Origin of the sequence: Yersinia sp. 2553 StPb PI, assembly GCF_052217105.1 — a bacterium.
Lineage (GTDB): Bacteria > Pseudomonadota > Gammaproteobacteria > Enterobacterales > Enterobacteriaceae > Yersinia > Yersinia enterocolitica_E.
Genome location: NZ_JAZGPX010000002.1, coordinates 2,488,785 through 2,515,641, shown reverse-complemented (window position 1 = coordinate 2,515,641; position 26,857 = coordinate 2,488,785). Strand labels below are relative to the sequence as shown.

Sequence of the window (26,857 nt, the reverse complement as noted above, 5' to 3'; positions counted from 1 at the left end):
GCTTAATGGCCCGGTCTGATGGTATGAGTTCTTTCGCGAAATTCTCGCTCAGTCATGTTAGGTTGGTTAACACTTACATGGAGGCGATATGGATCAGGACACGATCGGTTATAGCGATGTATGCGTAGTGATAGGTAGAGCGACGGTTAATTTGATTAAACATGGTGACGAGCCAAGTAAAGATCAAATTATTTCAATGCTGGTATCGTACTGTGACATTGACAGAGATCCAATGAGAACAGCGGTTTACCATAAGGCTATAAGGGTGATTAGAGGGTAGGGTGGCGAGATTGTCAGATTGCAGACATAAAAAAGCCCCACAATATGAGGGGCAACTGGAAAAACTCGGGAGCAATTTTTTTATTACCAATCTAGTATGGTAACAACTTTGTAACTTATCAAGCTATGAGCACAAAAAAGCCGACAGCGACGTCGGCAATAGAACAGATACTTATCTTATAGTTTTGTTTGGTAAACCCGGCAGCGGGGCCGGGTTAGTGGGGTTAATGAGTTGGCATGCTTCTGCCGGCAGCTTCCATCATATGTTCAAAATAAATAGACATATCACTTTTGCTCAGCAAGTTGAACATTTTATCAGCATAGCCATTAACTAAGTTAATCTGCTGCGCATATGTTCTTTCTTGAGATGCTTCAGCGGCATAGACCAAGAATGTGTTCACTTCATCATGCCAAACTGATTTAGCCGCATTCATGGTGATCGCTTTAACAGCCGTATCTCCCAGTTTTTGTTTTAAGTTTGAACTTCTAAAGTCTAGAGTTTCTGTTAAATGGTACACGCCATTTTTAAGTAGAAGTTCAGCATAAAGACCTTCTTCTTCAGAAAGTGGATAGCCTTGAACTACCTTATGGTTATGTATCTCATTAACGTTTTTACCCATTATTCCAAATCGCTCAAACTCATCTTTTAGCTCAGTGATTATTCTCTTTTGTGTTACTGGCGATCTTTTATTTGCTCTTATTGGTGAGATATACAATTTATTAATATTATCAACATTGCTATCGTACTCAAGGCTATTATTTGCCGAAAATGTACCAATAGGGGAAAGGGTAATGCTGCCTTGGAAAAAGGCTGATGCCTGCTCAATTGTTAAGCAGTCTGTGAGCATTTTCTCTAGCTGAACTTTTAATTCGTCTAGCTTTTCCATTGAATAATCATTGGTAACAGCCTTGATTTTACTAAAAGAATCTAGAACGCGAACATCTGCTACGCCATTTGGGGATGTTACGACAAACCCAACGTTGATTGATTCAGCACGAACGGGGTTTGGCGTTATCCTGATTATGCTGTATTTGTACATTGTCATTTTAACACCTCAGCCTTTACCGCGCTTACTCTATCAGTTTTTCCAGGGCTACCCCACCACGATGTCAGCGCATCTCTATGTAGGGGATTTATCCAGTCTCCCGGCATCTCCAGGAATATTCTCTCTATATCATCAACGTTAATCTTGCCGATATTATCAAGGATTTGCAGTGCAGAATCTCTACACGTTTTATCATTGTATGGGCGTTGTTGAATAAATCGAACTTTTGGCCGTAGTTAGGATCAGATCACCACACTCCTGATCCTGCAGCGATATCACGTGGCAAAACAAAAGTTCAAAATCACCAACTGGGCCACCTACAACAAGGCGCTTGTCAATCGGGGCTCACTGACATTCTGGCTTGATGAGTCGGCCATTCAGGCATGGTATGACGAGCCCAACACGTCTTTACGCGGTCGTCCGCAACGTTATTCTGAGCTGGCCATTTCAACCGTTCTGATGCTCAAACGCGTTTTTCGCCTCACACTTCGCGCTGCGCAGGGATTCATTGACTCCATCTTTACCCTAATGAAGCTCCCGCTCCGTTGCCCGGATTATTCCTGCGTCAGCAGGCGGGCTAAATCCGTCAGCATCCCTTTCAAAAACCCAACACGCGGTGAAATTGCCCATCTGGTTATCGATTCCACCGGCTTAAAAGTCTTCGGTGAGGGTGAGTGGAAGGTGAAAAAACACGGCCAGGAAAAGCGCCGCGTCTGGCGGAAACTGCACCTGGCGGTGGATGCTGATACGCATGAGATTATCTGCGCTGACCTGTCCCTAAACAACGTGACTGATGCAGAGGCATTCCCGGGGCTTATCCGTCAGACGCACAGGAAAATCAGGGCTGCCTGTGCCGACGGGGCTTATGACACAAAGCGGTGCCACGACGAGTTGCGGCGCAAGAAAATTAAGGCGCTTATCCCGCCGCGAACGCGCGCCGGCTACTGGCCGGTGGAGTATGCCGACAGAAATCAGGCGGTGGCGAGGCAACGGCTTACTGGGAGCAATGCGTACTGGAAATGGCACACGGCTTATAACCGGCGTTCAGTGGCCGAAACGGCGATGTACCGCGTAAAACAGCTGTTTGGTGGGCATCTTACGTTGAGGGATTACGATGCGCAGGTTGGAGAAACTATGGCCATGATCCGTGCCTTAAACAAAATGACGCGTGCAGGGATGCCAGAAAGTGTGCGGATTGCCTGAGGAAGTCAGTGACGAGAGGCGCTTTTATCTAAATCCGAATTATTCAACAAAGCCCATTGTATGTCAAACTCTTCACTGAGTTCCAATAATTCGTTGTATGGTAGCCTGGAGGGATCAGCACATCGCCAACTTTGTTGGGCCACCCCATAACCATCGCAGCTAAACTAAAGTCAAAAGCTTGGACGGTCACATAACCATCACGATTTTTTGTATAAAGATAATTTTTTAGATGTCGGTCAATGTTATAAACAAACTGATCAAAGGCATATATTGACCACACTTGTTTTCTAAGTATTGGTGACGGAGACATTAGTGATGAAGCAAAATCAACTTCATCCTCTGGGCGCGAAGAGGCAGCTAAATCGTATCTCGATCCGAAAAAATACTCATTATTTTGGCCGTCATAAATTACTCTGCAAGGTGGAGTTGGTAATCCACACATTTCCCCAAGTCTGGTACACAACCACTCAGAAGCGGGGATCTGTCTGGGATTTGGCAGGCCCTTAAGTTCCGAAGTTTCGCCATCCTTTACGCTTTTAACCGCATATTCCAAACCATCAGAGGCTATCACTGTATTTTTTAAGTGAGCGGTTCCTCCCAGCGCCGGACGCATGCTAACAACTTCCAGGCTCAAAAGTGGCTCTTGAATAGTCATATCACTGACTTCGCTTTCTTCGCTCATCAACGTTTCCTGTGCACCCTGGAAATCTTAACGCGCTCCGGTCTTTGCCAGATTCGCTGTATTTGTTTACCCACCCCTCTATGGGCTAGCCAAAGAAACAACCATTAGCATCTTCTTCCATAATCTTGAGGGCATCAGCTAAAGTTTTCACTGATTCATACAGATGCCACTTCATATCAGCTCGCATCCAGTATAGGTTCCATGCTTTCTGTGACCGGGCATAGGTTATTTTTGCCACACTATGCTCAACTTTCTCTCCCGGCTCTCTACGCCATACTGAACGCAGCTCAGCTATTTCAATGCTTTGGTCGGTGATGTGGAAAATAATATCAAGCTCATCACGAACATTGGCGGGAGGCCTAATGCTATCTATAAACTGGGATACTTCTTTTTTGACTGCGTGAAATTCCAAATCGTTAAATGCCATTATTCCTCCTTGAGCTATCTATGGGCTAGCAGTGGGTTACCTAGCAAGCATCTCAGACACTATGTACCCAGCCACAAAAGCAGCAAGTACGATGGCGATAACAACCACGATACTATTTATTTTCATAATGCCCCTCTATGGACTAGCAGTGGTAATGGTAAATACGAATTTCATTAATACATATCCCACCAATGCTCAACCCATTATCCAATAGGTCGAATAGGTACATTGCGGTAAATGAGAGGCTCGCTACGCTTACCGCGGCTAGAATTGTAGGGATTACATATTCTTTCATTACTCTTCCTTGAGATATGGACTAGCTGGATGCCTTTGGGTGCCATAAAGTTTAGATTTTCCTTAAGCATCATAGATCGAATAGTTTGTAACACAAATACTGGGGATTTATCAGGGAAGGAGTGGCTAGTAGATCACCGACCTGATGCAGAGAGATTAAGCCTTAAACGGTCGCCCGATTTACCCATATTTTAACTATTTCACACGTTCAATGCTGGTTGTGCGCCAATTCTATACTCAGCAACTTACCTATCTAAGTGGGCTTTCTCTCACGACGTATTGCTTTTGGCATTTTCTGTATCCATTCATCAACCAATTCACGGTTGTAGAAGCAAGCCGCTGTTTCGTGAGGGATGCCATTCCCTGAAACGTGTTTGTACTCGCGCCCCTCCATCCACGAAGTATCTCTAGCATATTTAATGGTATTTTTCTTTAAGCCAGTTATAGCCATCAATACTGATTCCGAAACCCAACGTGACGGTACTAACTGAATAATGTTATCCATAACTATGTTGCCTCTTAATTTTCTCTGACAAACGATTTTTGTGAACATCTTTTATAGTTTACACATAGAGGATATTAATAAAGTTGGTATTGGTTTTTTTTTAGTCAATCAGATGAGTGATAAACAGTAACATATTGAAGATTAATAGTTATTTTTGGTTATCGTCAGCTTGAAGGAAGTTCAACAAGCTATTGAACCGACTTTATAGAGAGATGAACCTACCGTGGGTCGGTTCAATTTAAAATTAATTTGTCTTATATATCAAATAAGTGCGTCTGTGAACCGACTGAACCTACCGAACCGACCACTTTCTGGTTATATATAGAGAAATTTTATTTGTGATTATGAATCCATAATCAACTGTTAAATTGGCGGTCAAATAACAACCATTAAAGTGAAGTGCGATGATATGAAATCATTCTGATAGCAAATACCGTCTTTCACGATTATTGGTAGTTTATTTGTGCAGGTTTGGGGAAGGAAAATTATTTGGGGGTATCATTGGGGGTATCTTGAAAATTGAAGCTAGTAAATATATTTATTTAACAGTGTGTTGAGAGTTTAATTTGGCTCCTGTAGGGCCCTTATAGCATCTCTGGAACTTCCTCGTATCCCTACGCTTATCCGCATCGACTGAATTTTATAGATAGTTGGGGGTATAAATAGGGGGAAGCCGAGGTTCAATGGGATGAGATACCCCCACATGAAATGGCTCTGTCGCATTAAGGCGTTGTTAGGTAGCATGCTGTTTTTTGTGATGTTACCTGCCCATGTCTCTGACCCGAAACGCCTTTTGTTGCCTGCATTATCCCGTCGATATTATTGCTCAGTGTGTCCGCTGGTATCTGGCTTATTCACAGAGTTTACGCAACCTGGAAGAGATGATGGCAGAGCGTGGTATTGTCGTTGACCATTCCACGCTGCATCGTTGGGTGCCGCTGTTAGATAAGGTTTTTCGCCGACACAAACGCACAGTAGGTCGGCGGTGGCGAATGGATGAAACTTACATCAAAATCAAAGGCCTGTGGCGATATCTGTACTGCTTGGTCGATACTGTAGGTCAAACCATCGACCTTTTGCTGGCCGCTAAACGGGACTCTGCGGTTGCATTGCGCTTCTTTCGTAAAGCTATTCGTCAAGGGTTTGAATAGCCATGTGTATAATCATAATTTATATACAACTCCTCCTTTATAATAATATAAAGAGGCGTATGTCACTCCACAGTGAACATACGCCATTTCTATATAACGGTTACTTATATTGCTAACGATCATTTACAGTAAAAATTTAATTTCATCACCCAGAATATCACTGATATCTTCATGCATTTTTGTCGTTGTATGCATGTTATCCCAGAAGATAAATGCTCCATTACTATTTTTACATTCCTCTTTAGGTGATGCACCTGCAATATAATCAAGACTGGAATCTCTCAGATTCAGACAAGTATCTTTAGCGTTTACATAATTAAAGCTTGCGGGATTTTTGATTATTTTATCAAAAGCTGCATTTAAATCTGGCATAATCCATTTGACATCAGGATAGGTTAATTTTAAAGAATTAATTAACGAGCTTAGTTTCGTATTAAACTCAATGGATTTGTTTTTTAACTTATCTCTGTCGGACTGACTCCAGTTCTTAACCGCAGGGATAGTTGAGAAATCAGGGAGAGTAAATATCGCAACCTGCTTAGCTCCCAGACTTTTCAATCGAACTAAAGAGGTTTTATAGTTATTAACAATATCATCAGGTGATTTATTTCCCGTGATAAAATCATTGCCGCCAAACATAGCAAGAAAAAGAGTTTGACCAATATCATATCCATTAGATTTTTTCATATAAGACTCAAATGAGTCTAATTGCTGACTAAACCCTGAGAATATCAGATTACTGCCACTCTCTGCATTGCCCGTTGCCCATGTGTAGCCTGGCACCTTGATATGCTTTTTACTCAGGTATTCATGCCAAACAAGTCCGTTTGAAAAATGCCCTAAAAACCATGTATTACTATTTGGCACTGTTCCATAAGAACCGTTATAAACATTAATCGTATCAGATAAACTATCACCGAAAACAACCATTCTATCCAGTTTCGCTTTGCCAACTTCTACTAAGGGAATATTACTTCCTTCATTCCAGAATGAGTAATAATAGGATAGAGTGTAATCAGATGCGTAAGGTATTAAGTCACTATAGTTAATGTCTTTTTTATTTAGTGTATTAATGCAAACATTTTTTATTTCTTGGTGGCTAGATTTTGTATAAAACATATTAGCTAGAATGGCGTTAGAATACCAATGACCATTAACTGTAGCATAATTGTTGGCTGCGTTATCCGCCCGTCCCCATTCCCAAGATGAAGTTGCATCAAAATTTTTATCTTTATTTTTCCTATAGACACACTTTATATAGGTGTAGGTTTCACTATTCCTCGCAGAATGTTGCATACTCCTTTCAGGTGGAATACTTGTTTCTGAAATTGAACTCGTTTCTTTCACTGCATAAGCTGAAATGCAAAAAACATATAAAAACAAAGCCAGAGGTATTTTATTCACTTTTACTTTCCTTTTGTAATTAACTTAAGATAAAGCTGCAAAAATGCAGCTTTATATAGATTAAATTATTTATTTCACTGTTTTTGGTGATAAGAAACACAAATATTTGCAGCTTGACCGGCTAGTTCACTTCGATCGCTGGCAATAAAAATACCAGAAATATATTTCCCCTCGAGCGCAAACTTTCTGTAGTTTGTTGAATAGCGCTGACCAACAGTTAAGATACGTCCGTCGCTTAGGGTAAATTTGGCTTCGTCAATAGCACCATTACCCCAGGTTTCTATTGTCTCAATGACACCCCCATTGAGGTCAATTGAACTAGATTCGCCGGTAACAGTTCCTTGTTGATACTTATTACCATTTTCAAAGGTCACTTCTAATCCACCTACCCGTAAAGCGCCTCCGATACGTTGAATAAAACCTTTAACTGACTTGATTTGGTTTATACGGCCATTTATTAATTTTGGCTTAAATGGCTCCGGCATATTAATTTCGTCTTTTAATGCAAGAATTCGTGCCTGACTGGTTGGCCAGCCAAAGAAGGTCGAATAACTCAGTGTTTTTAAATACAGTCCCTTCGTATTGCTTCCATTTTTCTGGATATTTTGAATGATCTCGGTGTACTCCAAGCCATGCACCCGACAGTAGCCATGTACATACATAACATTGTTAGCCACAGTATTAGGCGCAGAGTCGTTGTATTGGATCTCTAATTCTGTATCGTAAATCCCTTGGATATAGCCTTCGACATGTTTAACCAATAGATCAATATTTCGTTGAAGTTGCCCAACTTCATTACTGTTCAGTCCAATATCGTCTTTACGCTCAATGCCCATAGTCCAGTACATTATTTGCATTAACGCGGTTGCTGAATACATCGGCAAAATATGATAGTTAGTTTTGTGATCAAAAGTAGTAAACTTGCGTTGTACACTGTCCAAATGTACCGATACGCTCATAAATAGACTTTTGGCTTCAGGTGTACCAGGATGATCCTGCAAAGCTGCAACTACGGAGGCAATCTTCCCCTTAAGTTCGGCAATATCACCCAATAGAATACCTTTAATAGCCTTAAGTACATTCTCTTCAATAAGTTGTTGTACCCGACCCAAAATTTCCTGCCAGATATCCCTCTCTTGGTCTTTCCAAAAGAAATCAATAATAGAGGATAAGTAATCACCGACATAAGGAATGAATGATATCCCTTTAAGCACTGCTTGCTTAAGAATTGCTGAGGAGTCCCAGTCAAATTCAAAGGCTGAAGTAGCATATACATTGTAAGGAACAAATTCCGCTGTATTGCTATATTCTGTAATGTTATTCATTTAATATACCTATAGTTAAAGTTTAAAATAAAAAATCATGTCGCACTTTTTAAGACATTACTTTATTAAAGACAATTAATGGCCTCACTTCTGCATAAGCAGAAGTCAAAATTTAATAGTAAATATTTGGCCTTAACTATTGCGAAGGTGAGACCAGTTAATGTTTTATTTTCCTTTTTATAAAAATAAATTACCTTATATTAAGGCGGTGTTTATTTTTCCTCAGCGGTGACATATGCCTTACGGCTTGTATTGTTAATTAGAACAACCTTACTGTAATATAATGAATTAGATGGTGAAACTAATAACTTAGAATCACCGACATTTACGTCAATAGAGGTATACAAGAACCATTGACTCGTAAAGCTGTGCGACCAATAATATTGAGCTGTAATTATATTTGCAGCACCATCATTAGTGATCATTACATTTCGACGACTTTCAGGAATAATCGGTGTGCTGCGATAAAGGACCTCGGTACTTGAGTTAGGAGCAACCTCAGTTGGCACCCTAGCTCTGGCTTGTGCTGCGGTCAAAGTTAAATTCTCGGTATCAGCCTCAGTTAAGTTTTTAACGTCTACTTCATTTGTATCGGTATTGATAGTGATAGTTACCTTGCTCATATTTTACATCCTCTTTTTATGCCAACCATAGTGTTGGTGCCAGAAGAATACTCAACATGTCACTCATTAAAAAATCAATATTAGGTTAAAAGTAATGTTATTAGTATTTGTATGTTTTTATTTTAATTATTTATTATGTATTTTACCTTACTGCTATATTACTTTGACTTATAGATTCGGCATAATGCGGTAATTTAATTTTTATTACAATTAGTCGCAAGTTAACCAGTTACTGACAATGTAGATTTGATTAGTTGATAGAACACCTTGCTATAATTCAATGTGTTTTTTTACTCTGATTGGCACAGATAAAACCCCCATAAATAACCAATGGGATTCAACTCTGAGATTATATTACTGGATTTTTTCTGAAAGAATGCAATGAGAAATATAATGTTGATTGAAAATTGGAACATTGTTGGCTCATGATTATTACGGCCACAACTCTAGCAAGAGTTCATTTTTCATTACCATAATACATATGAATCTCGCCATCATAGAGGGGCAAGATATGACTCTTGACTTTTCGTAGGGGACTTTAGGTGTTTCATGTCAGAAAAAATTAGCTCTGCGGTAGTGGCTTTATCCAGATTACACTTTTCCAACGCTAGATATAGACGGGAAAAATAATCTGGATAATTGCCCCAGCGCTCAACATCGAATGGTGGTGCGTCGCTTCTTTCAAAAATAGAGCGAGGAATAAGCTCGAAAGGATAGCTATTTTGGTTCGATAAGTTCGCGCTGTAATCGAATAACATCAACTGGGACAGGCTGATTAGCTAAAGAGTTTTTCGCCAAAGCGGTACGAGTCTTTTGACGGAATAAATCATTTTTTGTCTCCAATTCAGTTTGATTTTGAGCTTGTCTAGTTATGACAAAAGCTAAATTTTCAGCCTGACTTTTTAGTTGTAAAAGCCGGTTATTTAATAAGCCATTTTGCATTTTAAATTGTTTATTATCTTGCTGAATTTGGTTATAAGCTCGTTGCTGATAGCGTATCCATAATACACAAACAAGTAGTATGGCTAGAAATAGTCCGATACTATACATTTTTGAAATAGGTAATATCATGGGTAGCTCTTTCGTGAGAGTTCAAAATGTGGGCCATCCTTTAACGTCTTCCAATCGCCCCCCCATACTATGAGAATATTTAATTTTTCTGCGGAAATTTTCATTGCGTTTGCAACTACTTTAAATGCACTCCAGTTATCCCATGGAATAGATTGATTTATCCATGGGGCAAGATCTACAGCATGTCCAGTTAAATGACGACTATTTAACGTTTGGCTTTTACCGGTTAGTACCATTTGGCGTTGACGTGAAATATCACGGACGCCTTCAATGACACAAAAATCTATATCTGCAATCTCAAGTGCCAAATACACAATGTTAATAAGATGGGGATGAACGCCCCGTAAATTACTCTTACTGATGTGGCTAAGAATAAAGTTACTCATTTTACCTCCCTGAAGGATTGAAGAAACGACGCCATATATAGCTCAGAGCTGTGCTGCCCATTGCACCAAACAATCCAGAAAATATGAATGTCATGTAATAGCTAGCACCGCTTTCAAAGCTCAATAATCCACCTAATAAACCGGTGAAACTCGATATTATTACTTGGCTAATTACAGCCATCCAACTCCATTTGCAGCGGGTTCCTTGTTTATCTATTAGATATCTCACCACCCCTCCCCAGGCAGATAAGACACCGATGATTACCCACGTAATAACTTGTGTTTCTGCTGGGGGCTTTAGTGACATGATGTATCTCCATTTATTAGCCATATTCAATGGCTGATTTCGAATGTCTGCTCATTATATTTCACCATAAAAATTAGTATAAATAATTATCTTAACCTGTAACTGGAGTAGTTTATTTTACTTCAGCACATGGGCCAAATAATAGTCAGACCCATGTCTATATATAAAAATATATTTTAGCTTTATTCTTGGTCCATAGCGAATGGATGAATATACTTCTTTTATCATAGTCGATTTATGTTAATTTTTCGTACTTGTTGGATTTCAAATAATATCTTGCAGTCTCTATACTATCCAAGTCATTTGCAATTATTTATGTTTATCCTATTTGTTACTTGTGATCATCTTTAATTATAATTTAGCTGTCGTTATTGTCAGTGTCTTAAGATTGCTTACCGGCTAACTAACCAAGATTAAATGGCGTCGTTTTTGTTAACATTCAGTAGAGATTTGAGCAATAAGCAGAGAATTCCATTATTTGTTGTGATAATGGTTATCGTATCTCGATGAACTTTACAATGTCCACCACTATTCATAGAAATAGATATCTGGATAGCATCCCCTATGGCGGATAATTTACTTCTTAGCCGATAGGCTAACTGTGAGACATTGCCTTTAACTATAGTATTCTCTCTTCCGCTCCAGACATGAGTTATAATTTCATCTATAGGTATCTTATTGTTTTTTCTCTTACTTATTAGTAATTCTAGCATTAAAAATTCCTTTTCTGTTAACATAATTTTCTTATTGTTATAATGCAATGATTTTTGTGCCCCATCGATAAACAAGATTTTCATTATCATTCTCCATATGAGTGAATTATCTATTAACTAAAGATGATAATTCATGGAGTGATTAATTAACATGCTAAATTATATTTGAATTTTATTTTTTGAACAAAGTAACAGAACATGTGATTGGTAATTCTTTCTATTTTTTTGTTATTGTAATCTTGGATGTTATATTTTTAATTTTTCGAGTTTGGATTGCATCATTAACGTGATTTTTCTGTCGCGATGATACTCCTTATCAGGTAAGAAATGCCGTTGATTTTAATTGGAATTATCTCACTAAAAATATTACTACCCTGATTATTCATACGAAATATGTAAATCCCCCATTCGTTTAGCTCTGGTTTAAGTTTGCCGTGAAAATTAAACTACTCCATATTTGTAGGTTTGTTGCATTAACAGAGCGAGGTCGGCAAAATAGCACTGCCTATTTTTCAGGCCGCCAACAGATAAAATTGTTCTGCCGGTGACAATTGGTCATCAGTAGGATGATGAAGTTGTCCTTTGCGGATTATCTGTAACAGCTCAATACCAGCGGATACACTGAGCAATAATATCGACGGGATAATGCAGGCGATAGAAGGCGTCTCGGATCAGAGACATGGGCAGGTAACATCACAAAAAAAACAGCATGTTACCTAACAACGTCTTAATGCGACAGAGCCTGCTATATCCCATTCGCTCTCATCGGGCTAAATTTGTACTAAATTGATTGGGACTTTGATAGATAAAGTCTGTGATGAAGATAAGTACTCACTATTTACTGACTTACCACTATTAATGCAACACAGTCGTATAACCATCAATTCGTATTTATTTGAATAATTAATAAAAGCATCTATTTTTATTAAAACAATTCAACTTTATATGAATTATAATCCTTTGTTTTAATTCAATATTAAAAATTAAATTTGAATAAATAAAAATAAACTCGATCTCCCTTGCATTTTATATTTACCAGCTATAATTAATTTTGCATGACTACTTAGCGAATTATTCATCATGCATGTTCATTTGTTGGTTAATTCTTCTGAAATATTACGAAGGTGGATGCCCGTGTTTTTAATTTAATATTAAATTAATTTATCGGCTGTGTTCCGTTCAATGATGATTAAGTCCAATTACGTGGAAATTTATCTATGAAAGCAAGTAGTAATAAAGTTGTCGATCAGCTTGATGCCGCGATATCACGGAGTGGTTATAATGCAGTAAGCGAGTTTTTTCAGTATCATGCGCGTGGTGAAGACTTAGTGATTAACGGTAAGCCTTCTTACTCCAATGAAGATGCTGGATTACAAATTACTCGCACTGATCAAACGTGGAATGGTAAATATGTTTTTGATCAGCCGGTAAAGCTGACTTATTCATTTTTAGATAGTGTTACTCGAATTCCGGGGGGCGATAAGGGTTTTGTTAAATTTAACCCCGCACAAATTGCCACTGCTAAATTATCATTACAGTCATGGTCAGATGCTGCCAATATTACATTCACAGAAATCACTCCCAACCAAAAAGCTAATGTTACATTTGGCAATTTTACACTTTCTCACGACGGGTCACTGGCTGATTCACAGGCCTATGCACTTTTGCCCGGCAGTGGAAGTTCATCTGGTTCTACCTGGTACAATTATAACGTCGATAATATACGCCACCCGGATACCATGGAATATGGACGGCAAACACTAACCCATGAAATAGGGCATGCTCTAGGCCTTAGCCATCCCGGTAATTATAATGCAGGGGAGGGAACACCGACTTATAAAGATGTGACTTATGCGGAAGATACCCGTCAGTTCAGTATTATGAGTTATTGGAACGAAAAAAATACCGGAGGCGATAACAAAGGGCATTATGCTGCTGCACCGATGTTGGATGATATTGCGGCTATTCAGCATTTATACGGAGCGAATATGACGACCCGCACCGGTGATACCATATACGGTTTTCATTCCAATACCAATCGTGATTATTACACTGCAGCGGACAGCAGTAAGGCATTAATCTTTTCGGTCTGGGATGCCGATGGTAACGATACCTTTGATTTTTCCGGTTATAGCAATGATCAACGTATTAACTTGCATGAGAAATCCTTCACTGATGTCGGTGGTCTGAAAGGCAACGTTTCCATTGCGGCCGGTGTGACTATCGAAAATGCGATTGGTGGCTCAGGTAACGATATCATCGTGGGTAACGACGCTCGTAATACCTTAATGGGAGGTGATGGTAATGATATCTTGTTCGGCGATGGCGGTGCTGATGTGTTGTGGGGGGGGACAGGTAAAGATATTTTTGTATTTGGCAAAGTTAGTGACTCCACCCCACAAGCTGCTGATTGGATAATGGATTTTGAACGTGGCATTGACAAGATTGATCTTTCAGCTTTCAATTTTTCCAACAGTGGCGGCTTCCATTTTGTTAATAGTTTCAGCGGTAAAGCAGGCGAAGCTATGCTGACTTATGATGCTGGAAGCAATGTTAGTGAGCTAGCATTAAATAATGTGACAGGCGACCATTTATTCTCCGATTTTTTAGTGAAAATAATTGGGCAGCCAGCACAAGAAACAGATTTTATTGTTTGATAACCTATATTTATGAAACAAAAATAACGTCTAATGAATTTTATTAGACGTTATTAGTAAGTTAAACCAGGAATGATGAGGTTATATAGTGATATCGTCTGTGCTTTATGCAAGTAATTAGATATTTTGGTTTTGTTGATTTTAATTGCCATTCCTTGATTTTAATAATTCAAAGCATATAATTAGAATGCATCGTGATGATTTGATAATTATTTTTTACCTATTAATTAGTCGGCAAATTATATTATGTCATAGTATAGCTTTATGTGATGCCACTACAAAGGATATGACATGGATTCACTTTCTTACATGGGAAAATATTTATCCATTAATTAATGTGGGCTGTCGACGTGGTGGTAAATTTAATTAATTACAAGGAACTTGACGTTGAAATCAATCAATAAAATAGCTAATGATCAGATCGATAACACTATTAACCAAAGTGGCTATAGTGCTGTTATTGATTTATTTCGTGACTCAGTTCGAGGCGATGGTTTTACTACGTCAAGTGGAAAGGTTAGTTTTGATTTAGGTAAGTCGGCTCTGCAGTTAAACCGTAGCGAACTAAATTGGAATGGAAAAACGACCTTAGGGCACGATGTTGATCTAACTTATTCATTCCTCGATTTGCAGTCTCAAAAATCGGATGATGTTCACGGGTTTATTAAATTCAATCCTGAGCAAGTGGCACAAACTAAATTTTCACTGCAATCCTGGTCTGATGTCGCTAATATCCACTTCACCGAGGTGGGGCCAACCGAAAAAGCCAATATTACATTGGGCAACTATTCATTAACGGCTGATGGGCAGTTGGCGGGAGGGCAGGCATATACCAGTTCCAGTTACACTTCTGGTCCTAACGAAAGAATAGCTGATACCAGCACTTGGTATAATTACAATATGGATAATATCCGAGAGCCAGAGAAAATGGAGTATGGTCGCTTGACTCTGGCGCACGAATTGGGACATGCACTTGGTCTGAGTCACCCTGCGAATTATAACGCCGGACAGGATAATACTTTTGCCAAGGATGCGGTTTATGGTGAAGATACTCGTCAGTTCAGTATCATGAGTTATTGGGATGCTTGGCAATCCGGGGCTGACCATCAGGGGCACTACGCGTCAACGCCACTGGTAGATGATATTTTTGCAATTCAGCGTCTTTACGGTGCGAATATGGATACCCGCACGGAAGATAATATCTATGGTTTCAACTCCAACACTCAGCGCGACTCTTTTACCCTGACAGATAGCAGTGATCAGAAAGTATTCTCTGTTTGGGATGCGGGCGGCATTGATACCTTTGATTTCTCAGGCTATAGCGTTGATCAACGTATCAATCTGGAAGAAGCTGCTTTTTCTGATGTCGGGGGATTAAAAGCTAACGTTTCAATCGCCGCCAACGTGACGATTGAGAATGCCATTGGTGGTTCTGGTAATGATGTTCTGGTGGGTAATGGAGCAGATAACGAACTACGTGGTGGCGCAGGTAATGATGTTCTGTTCGGCGGCGGCGGCGCAGATAAACTTTGGGGGGGCAGCGGTAGCGATATTTTCGTTTTCGGCCGGACCACGGATTCTTCACCAAGTGCGCCAGACTGGATCATGGATTTTGAGGGCGGTATAGATAAAATCGATTTATCCGTTTTTAATACTGGCAGCGGTGGTATTCACTTTGTCGATCATTTTAGCGGTTCTGCCAGTGAAGCATTATTAACTTATGATCCGCAGACTAATATCAGCGATTTGGCATTAAATGTTGATGGCGGGCAATTATTACCTGATTTTCTTGTGAAAATTGTGGGGCAGCCAACTCAGGCAACTGATTTTATTGTTTGATGTGATTGCTATCCAACGTCTGGTTGATTTAATCAGACGTTTTTATCACGTATTACAGAAGTAGTAATTAAAAAACTCTCAACCGTGTTAGAGATGAAAATAGCATATAAATCAAGAATAATGAGTTTTATAGTTGCATGTAGAGTGGGTTAATTATTGCTGAATGCCTCTTTATATTATGAATTATGGAACAGTCTGATCTAAAGATAGCGTTTATCTTATAGGGCTGTGCTGATAAGAGTAAACCAGCGTCCGGGTGATAAGCCGAGCACTGTTTATAATGGAGTATTTATGGTGAAGAGGTCATTACGTCAACCTTATCGGTCACTGTTTAGTGCCATATTGGCGATATCAACTTTAATGAGTTCAGGAGCGATGATGGCGAGCAGTCTGGTGCTACCGAATGCCAGTGATTTAAGTGGTCAATGGCAATTACAGTTAAATAGCTCTGTTGTGAAATTCTGCGGCATTGAGCTGAAATCCACGGCAATTAAACCCAACTTGACCTGGCATGCCAGCGGAGAATCCTCCTGCCTTAAACAGTTACTGGGTAGTGCTCCGCAGGGCTGGCGTCCAACGCCGGACGGCATCACTTTAACTGATGGGACTGGTAATGCATTGGCATTTTTTGAACGAGCACAAGAAGGTTATGAAATGACTTTGCCGGATAATACCGGAGTGGTCACATTGCGCCGTATACCGAATTAACACCAATCTACTTCATCTAATGACTTTATTTTTTTCCTTGAGAGGTAAAGCCATAAACATAATATTTCGCTTGTCAGAAAACCATTAAAGGAAAGATATGGTTTCTCATTCAATTCCTAATTATGACCGATTACGAGAAGCGCTAGGTGCATGTCGTCAGAGTTTCTACGGTGTGGGTGTATTCAGTGCCATTATTAATATACTGATGTTGGCACCTTCCTTGTATATGTTGCAGGTGTATGACCGGGTTTTGGCTTCGGGTAATGAGATGACATTGCTGATGCTAACATTACTCATGGTTGGTTTATGTTTTTTTATGGGAGCGCTAGAGTGGGTGCGTAGTCTGGTGGTTATCCGTCTTGGTACCCGACTGGATTTGCGTCTCAATCAACAGGTTTTCAATGCGGCTTTTGAGCGTAACTTGCGTGATGGTGATGCCAAAGCAGGACAGGCGTTAACGGATTTAACTCAATTACGCCAGTTTGTCACCGGTAATGCTCTGTTTGCCTTCTTCGATGCTCCTTGGTTTCCGTTATTTCTCGCTGTGGTTTTCCTGTTACATCCGTGGCTGGGTCTGCTGGCGTTGGGTGGTGCTATTTTTCTGATCATCCTCACCTGGTTAAACCAACGTATTACCCACCACCCATTGGCGCAAGCCAATAAGCTGTCAATGCAAGCAACTCATCAGGCCAATACGCATTTACGCAATGCGGAAGTGATTGAAGCGATGGGAATGTTAGGCAATATGCGTAAGCGCTGGTTAGCGCAGCACTATGGTTTTATCCGCCAGCAGAATCTGGCGAGTGAACGCTCTGCTGCTGTGACTGCTTTATCGAAAAGCTCGCGCATTGTTTTACAATCTTTGATGCTAGGTTTGGGGGCATTACTGGCGGTAAACGGTGAGATTACCGCAGGTATGATGATCGCCGGATCGATTTTGGTCGGGCGAGTGCTTAGTCCTATCGACCAGTTAATTGGGGTCTGGAAGCAATGGGTTGCAGCACGTCAAGCCTGGAACCGCTTGCATTTACTGTTACACAATCATCCCCATCGTGAAGACAGCATGACCTTGCCAGCACCGACAGGTGAGCTGAGTGTTGAACACATCACTTTCCGTCCCAATACCAATCAACCTCCGCGTTTGCATAATATTCATTTTTCTCTTAATGCGGGGGAAACGCTGGGGATTCTGGGTGCTTCTGGCTCGGGAAAATCCACTTTGGCACGCTTGTTAGTTGCAGTACAAGCGCCGAGTCAAGGGGCTGTACGGCTGGATTCAGCCGACATGAATCAGTTAGATAAAGAGGTATCGGGTGCATATATCGGCTACCTTCCACAAGATATTCAATTATTCAGCGGCACTCTGGCAGAGAACATTGCCCGATTCGGTACCACTGACAGTGAGCAAGTGGTTGCCGCTGCAAAGTTGGCCGGGGTTCATGAGCTGATCCTCTCGCTGCCTCAAGGTTATGACACGGAGCTTGGTGAGAGTGGTGCGGGTCTGTCGGGCGGTCAACGCCAACGGATAGCGCTGGCAAGAGCAGTATATGGTGATCCTTGTTTTCTGGTGCTGGATGAGCCGAATGCCAGTCTGGATACAGCCGGGGATCGTGCCCTGTTGACGGCACTGGATGTGCTACAAAAACGCGGTTGTACCTTGGTGCTGATCACTCATCGTCCTGCGTTGACTGCTCGTGCCCATAAGTTATTGATCCTGAACCAGGGGCAACAACAGCGATTTGGTCCGGCAGGCGAAGTGATGGCCGAGCTACAGCAGCTAAATGCGTCCAATCAGCCTGAACTAAAGCGCGCGGCGCAAACAACAGGCATTCCGGGTTGAGTGGCAATAAGAAGAGAAGCAAGTCATATGTCCGAACACAATAAAAAAACGGAACAGGCATTTTTGCAGGAAATACAACGCAGTGAGAATCGGGCATTGTATTGGGGATGGGGGTTGGTATTGGCCGGTTTTGGCGGTTTTATCCTTTGGGCTCTACTGGCCCCGTTGGATAAAGGGGTTCCGATTACGGGCACTGTGGTGGTTTCTGGCAACCGAAAAGCCATTCAGCACCCCGAAGGCGGTATTGTTGACCACATTATGGTTCATGATGGCGACAGGGTCGTTGCCGGTGAAGTGCTACTGACTTTAAATGATGTCAGGGCACGCTCCGCCAGTGATGGACTAACATCGCAGTACTATCAGTTGCTGGCGAACGAAGCTCGTTTATTGGCCGAGCAAAAGGGGGATAAACAGTTGGTGGAGACGCCTCGTTTACAACAGGTGCAGCGGCAGACTGGTATGGATGAAATGCTGGCCTTACAACAACTACTACTTGATAGCCGCCAGCAGGCATTACAGTTGGAAAGTGATGGATTACGCGCCAATATTGCCGGTTTACAGGCCGCAATGGGGGCGCAGAAGCAAGTTCTTGGTAGTAAGAATAGCCAAAAGCAAGCATTGTCCCAACAGTTGGATGGATTGACATCGTTAGCGGATGAGAACTATGTCCCGCGCAATAAAATGCTAGAAAGTAAGCAGCTTTATGCGCAACTTAACGGCGAAATAGCGCAGATTGTCGGCGAAATCAAGCGGGGCGAGCGGGAAATACAGGAACAAAATTTCCGTATCCAACTGCGTCAACAAGAATATCGGAAAGAGGTCAACACCCAGATGGCGGAAGTGCAGTCCACGATAACTGAAGTGTTCAGCCAGTTGGAAAAAGCGAATTTCGATCTGGCAAATATACAAATGCGGTCGCCGGTAGCCGGTACCGTGGTGGAGATGAAAGTCTTTACCGAAGGTGGTGTTATCGCTGCAGGCCAGTCCTTGATGGAAATTTTGCCTGATGACCAACCGCTCTTTGTGGATGCGCGAGTACCGGTAGAAATGGTGGATAAAATCCACTCTGGCTTAGCGGTGGAATTGCAGTTCACAGCGTTTAATCAGAGCACTACGCCGAAAGTAGAAGGGACGGTAAAATTGTTGTCTGCTGACCGGATATTAGATGAACGAACGCAAGAGCCTTATTACAGTTTACGGGTAGAAGTCAGTGAGGCGGCGCGGCAGACGTTGGATCACTTAGAAATCAAGCCTGGTATGCCGGTTCAAGGATTTGTCCGTACCGGTGAACGCTCAATGATTAATTATCTATTTAAGCCATTGATGGATCGCCTGCACATAGCATTAACGGAAGAGTAGGGAGCATTGGATGCCATTAACTTTACGAATCATTTTTTTCATCCTGTTAGTGTTACCTGAGCAGGGAAACGCACTGGGATTACTCGATGCATGGGAATTGGCAGTACATAATGATCCACAATTTCGGGCTGCGGGTTATGAGCGGGATGCAGGGCAAGAGGAGGTCGCTTTGGGTTTATCTGGCTTATTACCCTCCTTGCAATACAGCTATGGGGCGAACACCAATTACTCCACAGTGAGTCAGGCTGATAACCGTAGTAACAGTAAGGTGAAACGGGATTACGATAGCTATGTATCCATGCTGTCTTTGCGGCAACCATTAATTGATTACGGCGCCTATGCCCGCTATCGCCAAGGCATTGCGCGTAAGTTATTCGCAGATCAACGCTATCGTGATAAAAGTCAGGAATTGATCGTCCGGCTGTATCGGGCTTATAGCAGCGCCTTATTAGCTCAGGAAAAAACATCCCTATTAAATGCCCAATTACGTGCTTATGAGGAACAGATCCAACTGAATCGTCGGTTATTGGTTGCCGGGGAGGGCACACAAACAGATATTGATGAAACGGCTGCACGCCTGACGTTGACTCAGGTACAACTTATTGAGCAACAAGATGCGTTGGATAGCCAGTTAACCGAACTGGAAAATATGATGGGTCGATCGGTTAATTTGGCAGAGTTACGGCCATTAACGTTGGACACTCTGCCACAGAATATCAGCGATGACCGCACACTGGCGCAGTGGCGCTGTCTGGCTATTCGCTATAATGCCCGTCTTGCCGGCCAGCGGGAGAATCTGGATGCCAAACATTATGAAATAGAAAACAGTCGTAGCGGTCATCTGCCGACCTTGCAACTGGTGGCCTCCTCCCGTAATTCTCGCTCTGAAGCGGAATATAATTATAACCAGAAATATGATACGCAAAACATTGGTCTACAGTTGAATGTGCCTATTTATGCAGGTGGGAGTGTTTCCAGTGCGACTCGGCAGGCAACGGCACATTATCAACAGTCGCAGGCGGAACTCGATCAAGAAACCAGACAGGTATTGGCGGAACTCAAACGCCAGTTCAATCTCACGAGTAGTGGTGCCGCCAAAATACGTGCGTGGCAAATGACGGTAGATTCAGCGCAAAAGGTACTGCTGGCTACCCGGCGCAGCGTATTGGGCGGTGAACGAATCAATCTGGATGTCTTATTGGCTGAGCAGCAACTGTATAACTCGCGGCGGGATTTGGCAGAAGCGAAATACAGTTGGCTCCAATCATGGCTAGAGCTACGCTACAACGCAGGGACTTTGCAAGAAAATGATATTCTGCAATTAGCTGCGTGGTTTGAGCCAGAGAAACGCTAAAACTGGTTGTCACTCCCAACCTCAGAGCAGACACTTCAAGCCTGAATGTTCCGAGATAACGTTTTTGCATCAATAAGCGCCTCTTCTATAGCGGCTTAGACATCAAGTTTACGGCCAGTCAGCCATTCCACCATTGCCGGGTCGCGATGCGAGAAGAACGCGCTGGTTGCGGTATCAAGAGCTGCTATCTGTAGCATGTCTTCAGAACTGAGTTCAAAATCGAGAATGTTGATATTCTCTTCCATACGCTCTTTTCGTACTGATTTTGCCAGCGAAACGATGCCGCGTTGGACGATCCAGCGCAGGATAACCTGACCCAGGTTTTTGCCGTACTTCTCACCAATCGCAGTTAATACGAGATGCTGGAATAGCCCGTTTTTCCCTTCAGCAAAAGGTGCCCAGGCTTCAGGTTGAATCCCATGGTTTTGCATCCACGGTAGTGTTACGTGCTCCGAAGGCAGCTGCCAATAGCCGTTCCCCGCGTATTTCAGCCAGTAGCGGCATGCGACTCATCAGGACGGATAAGAAAGAGTATGTCAGCGGCCTGCTGGACTCTGACCTGTGGGAAATCACCCGCGATGAGTGGAATGCCCTTCAGATCAGCTGATAGTAGTCATGGATTGTCCGCTCACAGCGGACCTGATGACCTTGCTATCTGTTCACATATCATTCAGAGCCCACACCAATTGTCTTAACGTTCGTAAAGGCGGAGACCAAATGCTGATGGATAAAGGGAACTAAACTATTTGGCATCAGTGGTTATCTCGCTGGATGCACGATTTATGCTTACGACCGGCTTTGTTGAATAATTCGGATTTAGATAAAAGCGCCTCTCGTCACTGACTTCCTCAGGCAATCCGCACACTTTCTGGCATCCCTGCACGCGTCATTTTGTTTAAGGCACGGATCATGGCCATAGTTTCTCCAACCTGCGCATCGTAATCCCTCAACGTAAGATGCCCACCAAACAGCTGTTTTACGCGGTACATCGCCGTTTCGGCCACTGAACGCCGGTTATAAGCCGTGTGCCATTTCCAGTACGCATTGCTCCCAGTAAGCCGTTGCCTCGCCACCGCCTGATTTCTGTCGGCATACTCCACCGGCCAGTAGCCGGCGCGCGTTCGCGGCGGGATAAGCGCCTTAATTTTCTTGCGCCGCAACTCGTCGTGGCACCGCTTTGTGTCATAAGCCCCGTCGGCACAGGCGGCCCTGATTTTCCTGTGCGTCTGACGGATAAGCCCCGGGAATGCCTCTGCATCAGTCACGTTGTTTAGGGACAGGTCAGCGCAGATAATCTCATGCGTATCAGCATCCACCGCCAGGTGCAGTTTCCGCCAGACGCGGCGCTTTTCCTGGCCGTGTTTTTTCACCTTCCACTCACCCTCACCGAAGACTTTTAAGCCGGTGGAATCGATAACCAGATGGGCAATTTCACCGCGTGTTGGGTTTTTGAAAGGGATGCTGACGGATTTAGCCCGCCTGCTGACGCAGGAATAATCCGGGCAACGGAGCGGGAGCTTCATTAGGGTAAAGATGGAGTCAATGAATCCCTGCGCAGCGCGAAGTGTGAGGCGAAAAACGCGTTTGAGCATCAGAACGGTTGAAATGGCCAGCTCAGAATAACGTTGCGGACGACCGCGTAAAGACGTGTTGGGCTCGTCATACCATGCCTGAATGGCCGACTCATCAAGCCAGAATGTCAGTGAGCCCCGATTGACAAGCGCCTTGTTGTAGGTGGCCCAGTTGGTGATTTTGAACTTTTGTTTTGCCACGTGATATCGCTGCAGGATCAGGAGTGTGGTGATCTGATCCTAACTACGGCCAAAAGTTCGATTTATTCAACAACGCCGCCTCCGAGCTGACAGAGCAGGCCCAGTTATCAATGGGAATTCGTTTTTTGATTAAGCTGTTCTATCGCCCCGATGGGTTGAATATGACCCCGGAAGACGCTTACTGCAAATTACAATTTACCCAAGTCGCTGAGGGTATCCGTGTAGAAAATCCTACACCCTATTTTTTAACGCTGGGGCAATTGAATATTAATCATCGCGCCGTTAGTTTCGAGCAGTACCCGGCAATGATTGCCCCTCACAGTAATCAAATTTATCCAGCTATTTCACCGTTGGCAATGGCTGACTGGCGAGTGATTACCGATTACGGGATCCTCTCGCCGAAATGCGAATATTCACCGCCATAATTTCTGGAGAGTAAATGAAAAGTTTCTGGACTCGCCTGTCATTAATAATGATTGGGAGCTTACTGATGCTGAACAGTTTATCGGTGAGCGCAAATCAGGCTGAACTTAAAGGTATTTCCTTTTATGTGATGCGGGTTATTTACCCGGAAAAAGCCAGTCAGGGTGTTGCATTAACCGTCTATAACAAAAGTGATCAGCCTTTTTTAATGCAATCTTGGATTCGGAGTATGGATCCTCAAACTGGCGGCGTTGCACCGCAGGGCAAAGTCGTTACTCCGATGCCCTTTATTGTCACTCCGCCGCTGCAACGACTGGAGCCTAATAGTGATTTGACCTTGCGTATTCGGCGTACCGGAGGGGAGTTAGCACAGGATCGGGAGTCAGTATTTTATATTGCTACCAAGGCTATCCCATCTACACCTGCGAATATGGCGCAAAACGGCGGTCAATTAACGTTAGCTGTTGTCAGTAATCTTAAACTATTTTACCGCCCGTCCAGCCTGCCGGACAGTGGGGTGGCAGGTGCTGCCTCACAATTACGCTTCCATCTGGAAGGTAATACGCTGGTTGCTGAAAACCCAACGCCGTTTTGGTTGACATTTTCTCGGTTAAAAGTTGGTAACTATTTGTTTGATAATGCGGCTATGCGCCTGATGGTTCCACCAAAAGGGCAGCAACGCTATAACTTGCCTGCGGGTACAAAGGGGCCAGTTGAGTGGCAATTGCTTGATGAGACAGCGTGGAATACGCCATTAGAACAACAAAAATCACTTACTGGCTCATCTCGATATTGATATCCAGTTTACCGACAAACTTATTTTAACTGCTGGTTAATCATATGTTTTTAATTCCAATTTTGTGTATTGGCAAAACAGATAAACCAGGTTGAGCTAAATATCATGAAACGACACGTTAATGGGATAAAAATATCACCTATATTTACGGGTGCGATATTACTTACGTCTGTTCTGCCCGCTTGGGGCCGGGATTATTTTGATGCCGGGCTACTAATGCTTGATCAAGAGCAGTCTGAAAAAGTGGATTTGACTCAGTTTGAGACTACCGATCAGGTGCCTGAAGGGGCCTATCTGGTGACGGTATTTGTTAATCAGATTGAGCGCGGCGAGCAAACAATCACTTTCCAAAAAGGCTCGCGGAATAAGGTTGAGCCACTCCTCACGCCAGCGTTACTGAATGAGTTAGGCGTGAATACTAGTGCACTGCCGACATTCTCAAATTTACCACTGGATAAGCCAGTGGAGGATTTGCCTGCCCTGATTCCTCATGCACAGGTGCAATTTTCGTTGGCCAAGTTGCGGCTGGATATCAGTATCCCCCAAGTCGCAATGCAGCCAAATAGCAGCAGTCAGGTTGATCCCTCATTGTGGAATCAAGGTATTCCGGCATTTTTGCTGAATTATAACTTGAACGGCAGCCGCAGCCGACGTTCTTCCCAATCAGACTTGGGAACATCAGAGCAAACAAGCCTCTTTGCCAACTTACGGGCGGGGTTGAACTTTGATGCCTGGCGTTTACGCAGCCTGATTACCCATAGCCGGAATACGACGAATGGTGATAATCGCGCGGGTGAAAGTACGCAGGACACCCAGTTTATCAATAGCTACCTGCAGCGGGATATCCAGCCTTGGCATTCTGAAATATTGGCAGGTGAAAGCAGCAGTGGCGGGGATGTTTTTGACAGCATTCCGTTCCGTGGCGTCAAACTTAACTCAACCGAAGAGATGTTGCCCAACAATCTGCGTGGCTTTGCTCCGGTTATCTCTGGTGTTGCGCAAAGCAATGCGAGGGTAACCGTGAGGCAGAATGGCAACATTGTGTATCAAACCTATGTTGCACCAGGCCCGTTTACGCTAAATGACTTGGGGCAGAGTGGTTCTTCAGGTGATTTGACGGTAACGATAACTGAAGCTGATGGTTCCGTTCGCACCCAGACTGTCGCCTATTCAACACTGCCGGTAATGTTACGTCCTGGTGCATTTAAGTATGAACTGACCAGTGGGAAATATAATGGCAGCACCACTGTTGGTTCTCAGGAGTCAACCTTTGGACTCGGCACTTTGGTTTATGGCTTGCCCTATAATCTCACGCTGTATGGTGGTGGACTGGTCGCGGATGATTACTTCTCAAGCGTGGTGGGGAGCGGGCTGTCTTTAGGGAACTTTGGCGCATTGTCTGCGGATGTCACTCAGTCGAACGCTAAGCTGAAGGACGTGGATGACCGGCAAAAAGGGGAGTCATATCGGTTGCGCTATGCCAAAAATATTGCCAGTACCGGCACATCAATTGATGTCGCGACTATGCGCTACTCGACCCGAAATTATTACAGTTTTTCCGATGTTAACAACAATGGCTACCAATTACGCGACGATCAGTTGCCCTGGTCACAAGACCGTAAGCGCAATAGTTACCAGTTACGTTTGTCTCAGAATATGGGGGATTTAGGATCGCTATATATCTCTGGGATGCGGGATAACTATTGGGACAACAGTAAGGTCAATAACAACCTTACTGCGGGCTATAGCAACAGCTACCACGGGGTGACTTACGGCATGAATTACAGTATTGACCGCATTAAAGGGGACAATAGCTGGCCGGAGAACAGACAGTTATCCATGAACGTTCAAGTACCATTAAGTTTGTTGAGCGGTTCATCACTTGCTAACCGTAGCTTCGCCAGTTATCAGATGACAAATAACAACCAAGGTAGTGTTCAGAATCAGGCGGGTATTAACGGAACATCAATGGATGACCGTCTTTCTTACAATGTGACACAAGGCTGGTCTAACGACGGCAGCAGTGACATGGGGTCGGTGAATACTGGTTACCGTGGCAGCAAGGGCATGGCGAGTATGGGATATAGCTATGGTAGTGGCTACCGCGCGGTGAATATGAATGCCAGCGGCGGGGTGGTGGCACATGCCGACGGAGTCACATTGAGTCAACCTTTGGGCGATACCGTTGCATTAGTCAGTGCACCAGGCGCCAGAGGAAGTAAGGTGATGAGCGGCAATAATCAGGTGGACAGTCGTGGTTATGCGGTGGTGCCTTATCTCTCAAACTACCAGCGCAATAATATTAGCCTGGATCCGGCAACCCTACCTGAAGGGGTTGACATAACGCAGTCAAGCCAAAATCTCTACCCAACTAAAGGTGCAGTGGTTAAGGCTAACTTTGCAACACGCGTCGGTTATCAAGTATTGGTTACTTTGAGTAAAAGTGGCGGATTAATACCTTTCGGTGCCGTGGTTGCCGTTGAAGGGAGTGCGGGTGAAGAGCCGAATACCAGCATTGTTGGAGATGCAGGGCAGGTCTATCTCAGCGGGCTACCAGAAAGTGGTCGTCTAAAAGTGAAGTGGGGGGAGGATACTAGCCAGCAATGCAATGTAGCGTTCAATTTGGCGAACACTCCAGCCCCGTCAGCGGCTAATCCGATACGTCATTTGCCATTACGTTGTGAGGTTTAACA

At 43.1% G+C, this 26,857-nt stretch carries 22 protein-coding genes and 5 pseudogenes; 12 read left to right on the top strand and 15 right to left on the bottom strand.

Annotation, left to right across the window (positions count from 1 at the left end; genetic code table 11):
- Nucleotides 1-503 precede the first annotated feature (503 nt).
- The gene (locus V2A84_RS13115; RefSeq protein ID WP_145484174.1) at nt 504-1,325 is read right to left on the bottom strand and encodes a DUF3037 domain-containing protein; all 822 of its coding nucleotides are present in this window, start codon (nt 1,323-1,325) and stop codon (nt 504-506) included.
- A 279-nt stretch (nt 1,326-1,604) separates the two neighbouring features.
- Here V2A84_RS13115 and V2A84_RS13110 point away from each other — a divergent pair, with 279 nt between their 5' ends.
- Entirely contained in the window at nt 1,605-2,528 is a 924-nt protein-coding gene (locus tag V2A84_RS13110) for an IS5 family transposase (RefSeq protein ID WP_226717630.1), read from the top strand.
- 43 nt (nt 2,529-2,571) lie between these two features.
- Here V2A84_RS13110 and V2A84_RS13105 read toward each other — a convergent pair whose 3' ends face one another.
- The 3 genes from V2A84_RS13105 to xisR all read right to left on the bottom strand — a co-directional run bounded on the left by V2A84_RS13105 (nt 2,572) and on the right by xisR (nt 4,436).
- Nucleotides 2,572-3,210 (bottom strand): HipA family kinase, encoded by a 639-nt coding sequence (locus V2A84_RS13105; RefSeq protein ID WP_442848897.1) that lies wholly within the window; start codon nt 3,208-3,210, stop codon nt 2,572-2,574.
- A gap of 85 nt (nt 3,211-3,295) precedes the next feature.
- The gene (locus V2A84_RS13100) at nt 3,296-3,637 is read right to left on the bottom strand and encodes a DUF3024 domain-containing protein (protein WP_442848896.1); all 342 of its coding nucleotides are present in this window, start codon (nt 3,635-3,637) and stop codon (nt 3,296-3,298) included.
- Nucleotides 3,638-4,184: 547 nt separating this feature from the next.
- On the bottom strand, nt 4,185-4,436 hold the full coding sequence (gene xisR / locus V2A84_RS13095; protein WP_167312756.1) for an excisionase family protein: 252 nt from the start codon (nt 4,434-4,436) through the stop codon (nt 4,185-4,187).
- A 770-nt stretch (nt 4,437-5,206) separates the two neighbouring features.
- Here xisR and V2A84_RS13090 point away from each other — a divergent pair.
- Nucleotides 5,207-5,572, top strand: a pseudogene (locus tag V2A84_RS13090) (IS6 family transposase); the annotation flags it as partial.
- Nucleotides 5,573-5,710: 138 nt separating this feature from the next.
- Here V2A84_RS13090 and V2A84_RS13085 read toward each other — a convergent pair.
- From V2A84_RS13085 to V2A84_RS13045, 9 genes and pseudogenes are all read right to left on the bottom strand, one after another.
- The gene (locus V2A84_RS13085; protein WP_083159817.1) at nt 5,711-6,991 is read right to left on the bottom strand and encodes an SGNH/GDSL hydrolase family protein; all 1,281 of its coding nucleotides are present in this window, start codon (nt 6,989-6,991) and stop codon (nt 5,711-5,713) included.
- A 74-nt stretch (nt 6,992-7,065) separates the two neighbouring features.
- A complete protein-coding gene (locus tag V2A84_RS13080) occupies nt 7,066-8,316 on the bottom strand; it encodes an insecticidal delta-endotoxin Cry8Ea1 family protein (RefSeq protein WP_442848895.1) in 1,251 nt (416 codons plus the stop codon).
- 212 nt (nt 8,317-8,528) lie between these two features.
- Nucleotides 8,529-8,939 (bottom strand): hypothetical protein, encoded by a 411-nt coding sequence (locus V2A84_RS13075; protein WP_083159813.1) that lies wholly within the window; start codon nt 8,937-8,939, stop codon nt 8,529-8,531.
- Nucleotides 8,940-9,656: 717 nt separating this feature from the next.
- A complete protein-coding gene (locus V2A84_RS13070; RefSeq protein ID WP_083159811.1) occupies nt 9,657-10,010 on the bottom strand; it encodes a DUF2570 domain-containing protein in 354 nt (117 codons plus the stop codon).
- Complete coding sequence (locus V2A84_RS13065; RefSeq protein WP_083159808.1) at nt 10,007-10,396, bottom strand: M15 family metallopeptidase; 390 nt, start codon at nt 10,394-10,396, stop codon at nt 10,007-10,009. The genes V2A84_RS13070 and V2A84_RS13065 overlap by 4 nt, the downstream gene beginning before the upstream one ends.
- A gap of 1 nt (nt 10,397) precedes the next feature.
- Nucleotides 10,398-10,703 (bottom strand): phage holin family protein, encoded by a 306-nt coding sequence (locus V2A84_RS13060; RefSeq protein WP_083159806.1) that lies wholly within the window; start codon nt 10,701-10,703, stop codon nt 10,398-10,400.
- 413 nt (nt 10,704-11,116) lie between these two features.
- The gene (locus tag V2A84_RS13055; RefSeq protein WP_193784707.1) at nt 11,117-11,500 is read right to left on the bottom strand and encodes a winged helix-turn-helix domain-containing protein; all 384 of its coding nucleotides are present in this window, start codon (nt 11,498-11,500) and stop codon (nt 11,117-11,119) included.
- 428 nt (nt 11,501-11,928) lie between these two features.
- Nucleotides 11,929-12,030 (bottom strand): annotated as a pseudogene (locus V2A84_RS13050) (IS6 family transposase); the annotation flags it as partial.
- A pseudogene (locus V2A84_RS13045) lies at nt 12,023-12,097 on the bottom strand (IS6 family transposase); the annotation flags it as partial. The pseudogenes V2A84_RS13045 and V2A84_RS13050, both read right to left, overlap by 8 nt.
- A gap of 536 nt (nt 12,098-12,633) precedes the next feature.
- On the opposite strand from V2A84_RS13045, the gene V2A84_RS13040 reads away from it, so the two are divergent.
- From V2A84_RS13040 to V2A84_RS13015, 6 genes are all read left to right on the top strand, one after another.
- Nucleotides 12,634-14,073: a serralysin family metalloprotease gene (locus V2A84_RS13040; RefSeq protein WP_083159802.1), complete on the top strand. Its 1,440-nt coding sequence runs from the start codon at nt 12,634-12,636 to the stop codon at nt 14,071-14,073.
- Between the two features lie 387 nt (nt 14,074-14,460).
- On the top strand, nt 14,461-15,912 hold the full coding sequence (locus tag V2A84_RS13035; protein WP_227746556.1) for a serralysin family metalloprotease: 1,452 nt from the start codon (nt 14,461-14,463) through the stop codon (nt 15,910-15,912).
- A 291-nt stretch (nt 15,913-16,203) separates the two neighbouring features.
- Entirely contained in the window at nt 16,204-16,620 is a 417-nt protein-coding gene (locus tag V2A84_RS13030) for a protease inhibitor Inh/omp19 family protein (protein WP_420073701.1), read from the top strand.
- Nucleotides 16,621-16,717: 97 nt separating this feature from the next.
- On the top strand, nt 16,718-18,460 hold the full coding sequence (locus V2A84_RS13025; RefSeq protein ID WP_083159796.1) for a type I secretion system permease/ATPase: 1,743 nt from the start codon (nt 16,718-16,720) through the stop codon (nt 18,458-18,460).
- 27 nt (nt 18,461-18,487) lie between these two features.
- Entirely contained in the window at nt 18,488-19,819 is a 1,332-nt protein-coding gene (locus V2A84_RS13020; protein WP_083159794.1) for an HlyD family type I secretion periplasmic adaptor subunit, read from the top strand.
- A gap of 10 nt (nt 19,820-19,829) precedes the next feature.
- A complete protein-coding gene (locus V2A84_RS13015; RefSeq protein WP_442848894.1) occupies nt 19,830-21,173 on the top strand; it encodes a TolC family outer membrane protein in 1,344 nt (447 codons plus the stop codon).
- 95 nt (nt 21,174-21,268) lie between these two features.
- On the opposite strand, the pseudogene V2A84_RS13010 reads toward V2A84_RS13015, so the two are convergent.
- Nucleotides 21,269-21,613, bottom strand: a pseudogene (locus tag V2A84_RS13010) (aldo/keto reductase); the annotation flags it as partial.
- Between V2A84_RS13010 and V2A84_RS13005 the strand changes: the two are divergent.
- Nucleotides 21,613-21,780: pseudogene (locus V2A84_RS13005) on the top strand (GNAT family N-acetyltransferase); the annotation flags it as partial. The pseudogenes V2A84_RS13010 and V2A84_RS13005 overlap by 1 nt on opposite strands.
- 241 nt (nt 21,781-22,021) lie before the next feature.
- Here V2A84_RS13005 and V2A84_RS13000 read toward each other — a convergent pair.
- Complete coding sequence (locus V2A84_RS13000) at nt 22,022-22,945, bottom strand: IS5 family transposase (protein WP_226717630.1); 924 nt, start codon at nt 22,943-22,945, stop codon at nt 22,022-22,024.
- Between the two features lie 110 nt (nt 22,946-23,055).
- On the opposite strand from V2A84_RS13000, the gene V2A84_RS12995 reads away from it, so the two are divergent.
- The 3 genes from V2A84_RS12995 to V2A84_RS12985 all read left to right on the top strand — a co-directional run bounded on the left by V2A84_RS12995 (nt 23,056) and on the right by V2A84_RS12985 (nt 26,855).
- Entirely contained in the window at nt 23,056-23,370 is a 315-nt protein-coding gene (locus V2A84_RS12995; RefSeq protein WP_442848893.1) for a fimbrial biogenesis chaperone, read from the top strand.
- 14 nt (nt 23,371-23,384) lie between these two features.
- Nucleotides 23,385-24,164 carry a fimbrial biogenesis chaperone gene (locus V2A84_RS12990; RefSeq protein WP_083159763.1) on the top strand — a complete coding sequence of 260 codons (780 nt, stop codon included), beginning with the start codon at nt 23,385-23,387 and terminating at the stop codon, nt 24,162-24,164.
- Between the two features lie 105 nt (nt 24,165-24,269).
- Nucleotides 24,270-26,855 (top strand): fimbria/pilus outer membrane usher protein, encoded by a 2,586-nt coding sequence (locus V2A84_RS12985; protein ID WP_442848892.1) that lies wholly within the window; start codon nt 24,270-24,272, stop codon nt 26,853-26,855.
- Nucleotides 26,856-26,857 lie beyond the last annotated feature (2 nt).

Excerpts from the sequence above, each read along its gene's own strand:
- V2A84_RS13115 (WP_145484174.1), bottom strand. The coding sequence starts at position 1,325 with ATGACAATGTACAAATACAGCATAATCAGGATAACGCCAAACCCCGTT.
- V2A84_RS13105 (WP_442848897.1), bottom strand. The coding sequence starts at position 3,210 with ATGAGCGAAGAAAGCGAAGTCAGTGATATGACTATTCAAGAGCCACTT.
- V2A84_RS13100 (WP_442848896.1), bottom strand. The coding sequence starts at position 3,637 with ATGGCATTTAACGATTTGGAATTTCACGCAGTCAAAAAAGAAGTATCC.
- xisR (WP_167312756.1), bottom strand. The coding sequence starts at position 4,436 with ATGGATAACATTATTCAGTTAGTACCGTCACGTTGGGTTTCGGAATCA.
- V2A84_RS13080 (WP_442848895.1), bottom strand. The coding sequence starts at position 8,316 with ATGAATAACATTACAGAATATAGCAATACAGCGGAATTTGTTCCTTAC.
- V2A84_RS13075 (WP_083159813.1), bottom strand. The coding sequence starts at position 8,939 with ATGAGCAAGGTAACTATCACTATCAATACCGATACAAATGAAGTAGAC.
- V2A84_RS13070 (WP_083159811.1), bottom strand. The coding sequence starts at position 10,010 with ATGATATTACCTATTTCAAAAATGTATAGTATCGGACTATTTCTAGCC.
- V2A84_RS13065 (WP_083159808.1), bottom strand. The coding sequence starts at position 10,396 with ATGAGTAACTTTATTCTTAGCCACATCAGTAAGAGTAATTTACGGGGC.
- V2A84_RS13060 (WP_083159806.1), bottom strand. The coding sequence starts at position 10,703 with ATGTCACTAAAGCCCCCAGCAGAAACACAAGTTATTACGTGGGTAATC.
- V2A84_RS13055 (WP_193784707.1), bottom strand. The coding sequence starts at position 11,500 with ATGAAAATCTTGTTTATCGATGGGGCACAAAAATCATTGCATTATAAC.
- V2A84_RS13040 (WP_083159802.1), top strand. The coding sequence starts at position 12,634 with ATGAAAGCAAGTAGTAATAAAGTTGTCGATCAGCTTGATGCCGCGATA.
- V2A84_RS13030 (WP_420073701.1), top strand. The coding sequence starts at position 16,204 with ATGGTGAAGAGGTCATTACGTCAACCTTATCGGTCACTGTTTAGTGCC.
- V2A84_RS13025 (WP_083159796.1), top strand. The coding sequence starts at position 16,718 with ATGGTTTCTCATTCAATTCCTAATTATGACCGATTACGAGAAGCGCTA.
- V2A84_RS13020 (WP_083159794.1), top strand. The coding sequence starts at position 18,488 with ATGTCCGAACACAATAAAAAAACGGAACAGGCATTTTTGCAGGAAATA.
- V2A84_RS13015 (WP_442848894.1), top strand. The coding sequence starts at position 19,830 with ATGCCATTAACTTTACGAATCATTTTTTTCATCCTGTTAGTGTTACCT.
- V2A84_RS12995 (WP_442848893.1), top strand. The coding sequence starts at position 23,056 with ATGGGAATTCGTTTTTTGATTAAGCTGTTCTATCGCCCCGATGGGTTG.
- V2A84_RS12990 (WP_083159763.1), top strand. The coding sequence starts at position 23,385 with ATGAAAAGTTTCTGGACTCGCCTGTCATTAATAATGATTGGGAGCTTA.
- V2A84_RS12985 (WP_442848892.1), top strand. The coding sequence starts at position 24,270 with ATGAAACGACACGTTAATGGGATAAAAATATCACCTATATTTACGGGT.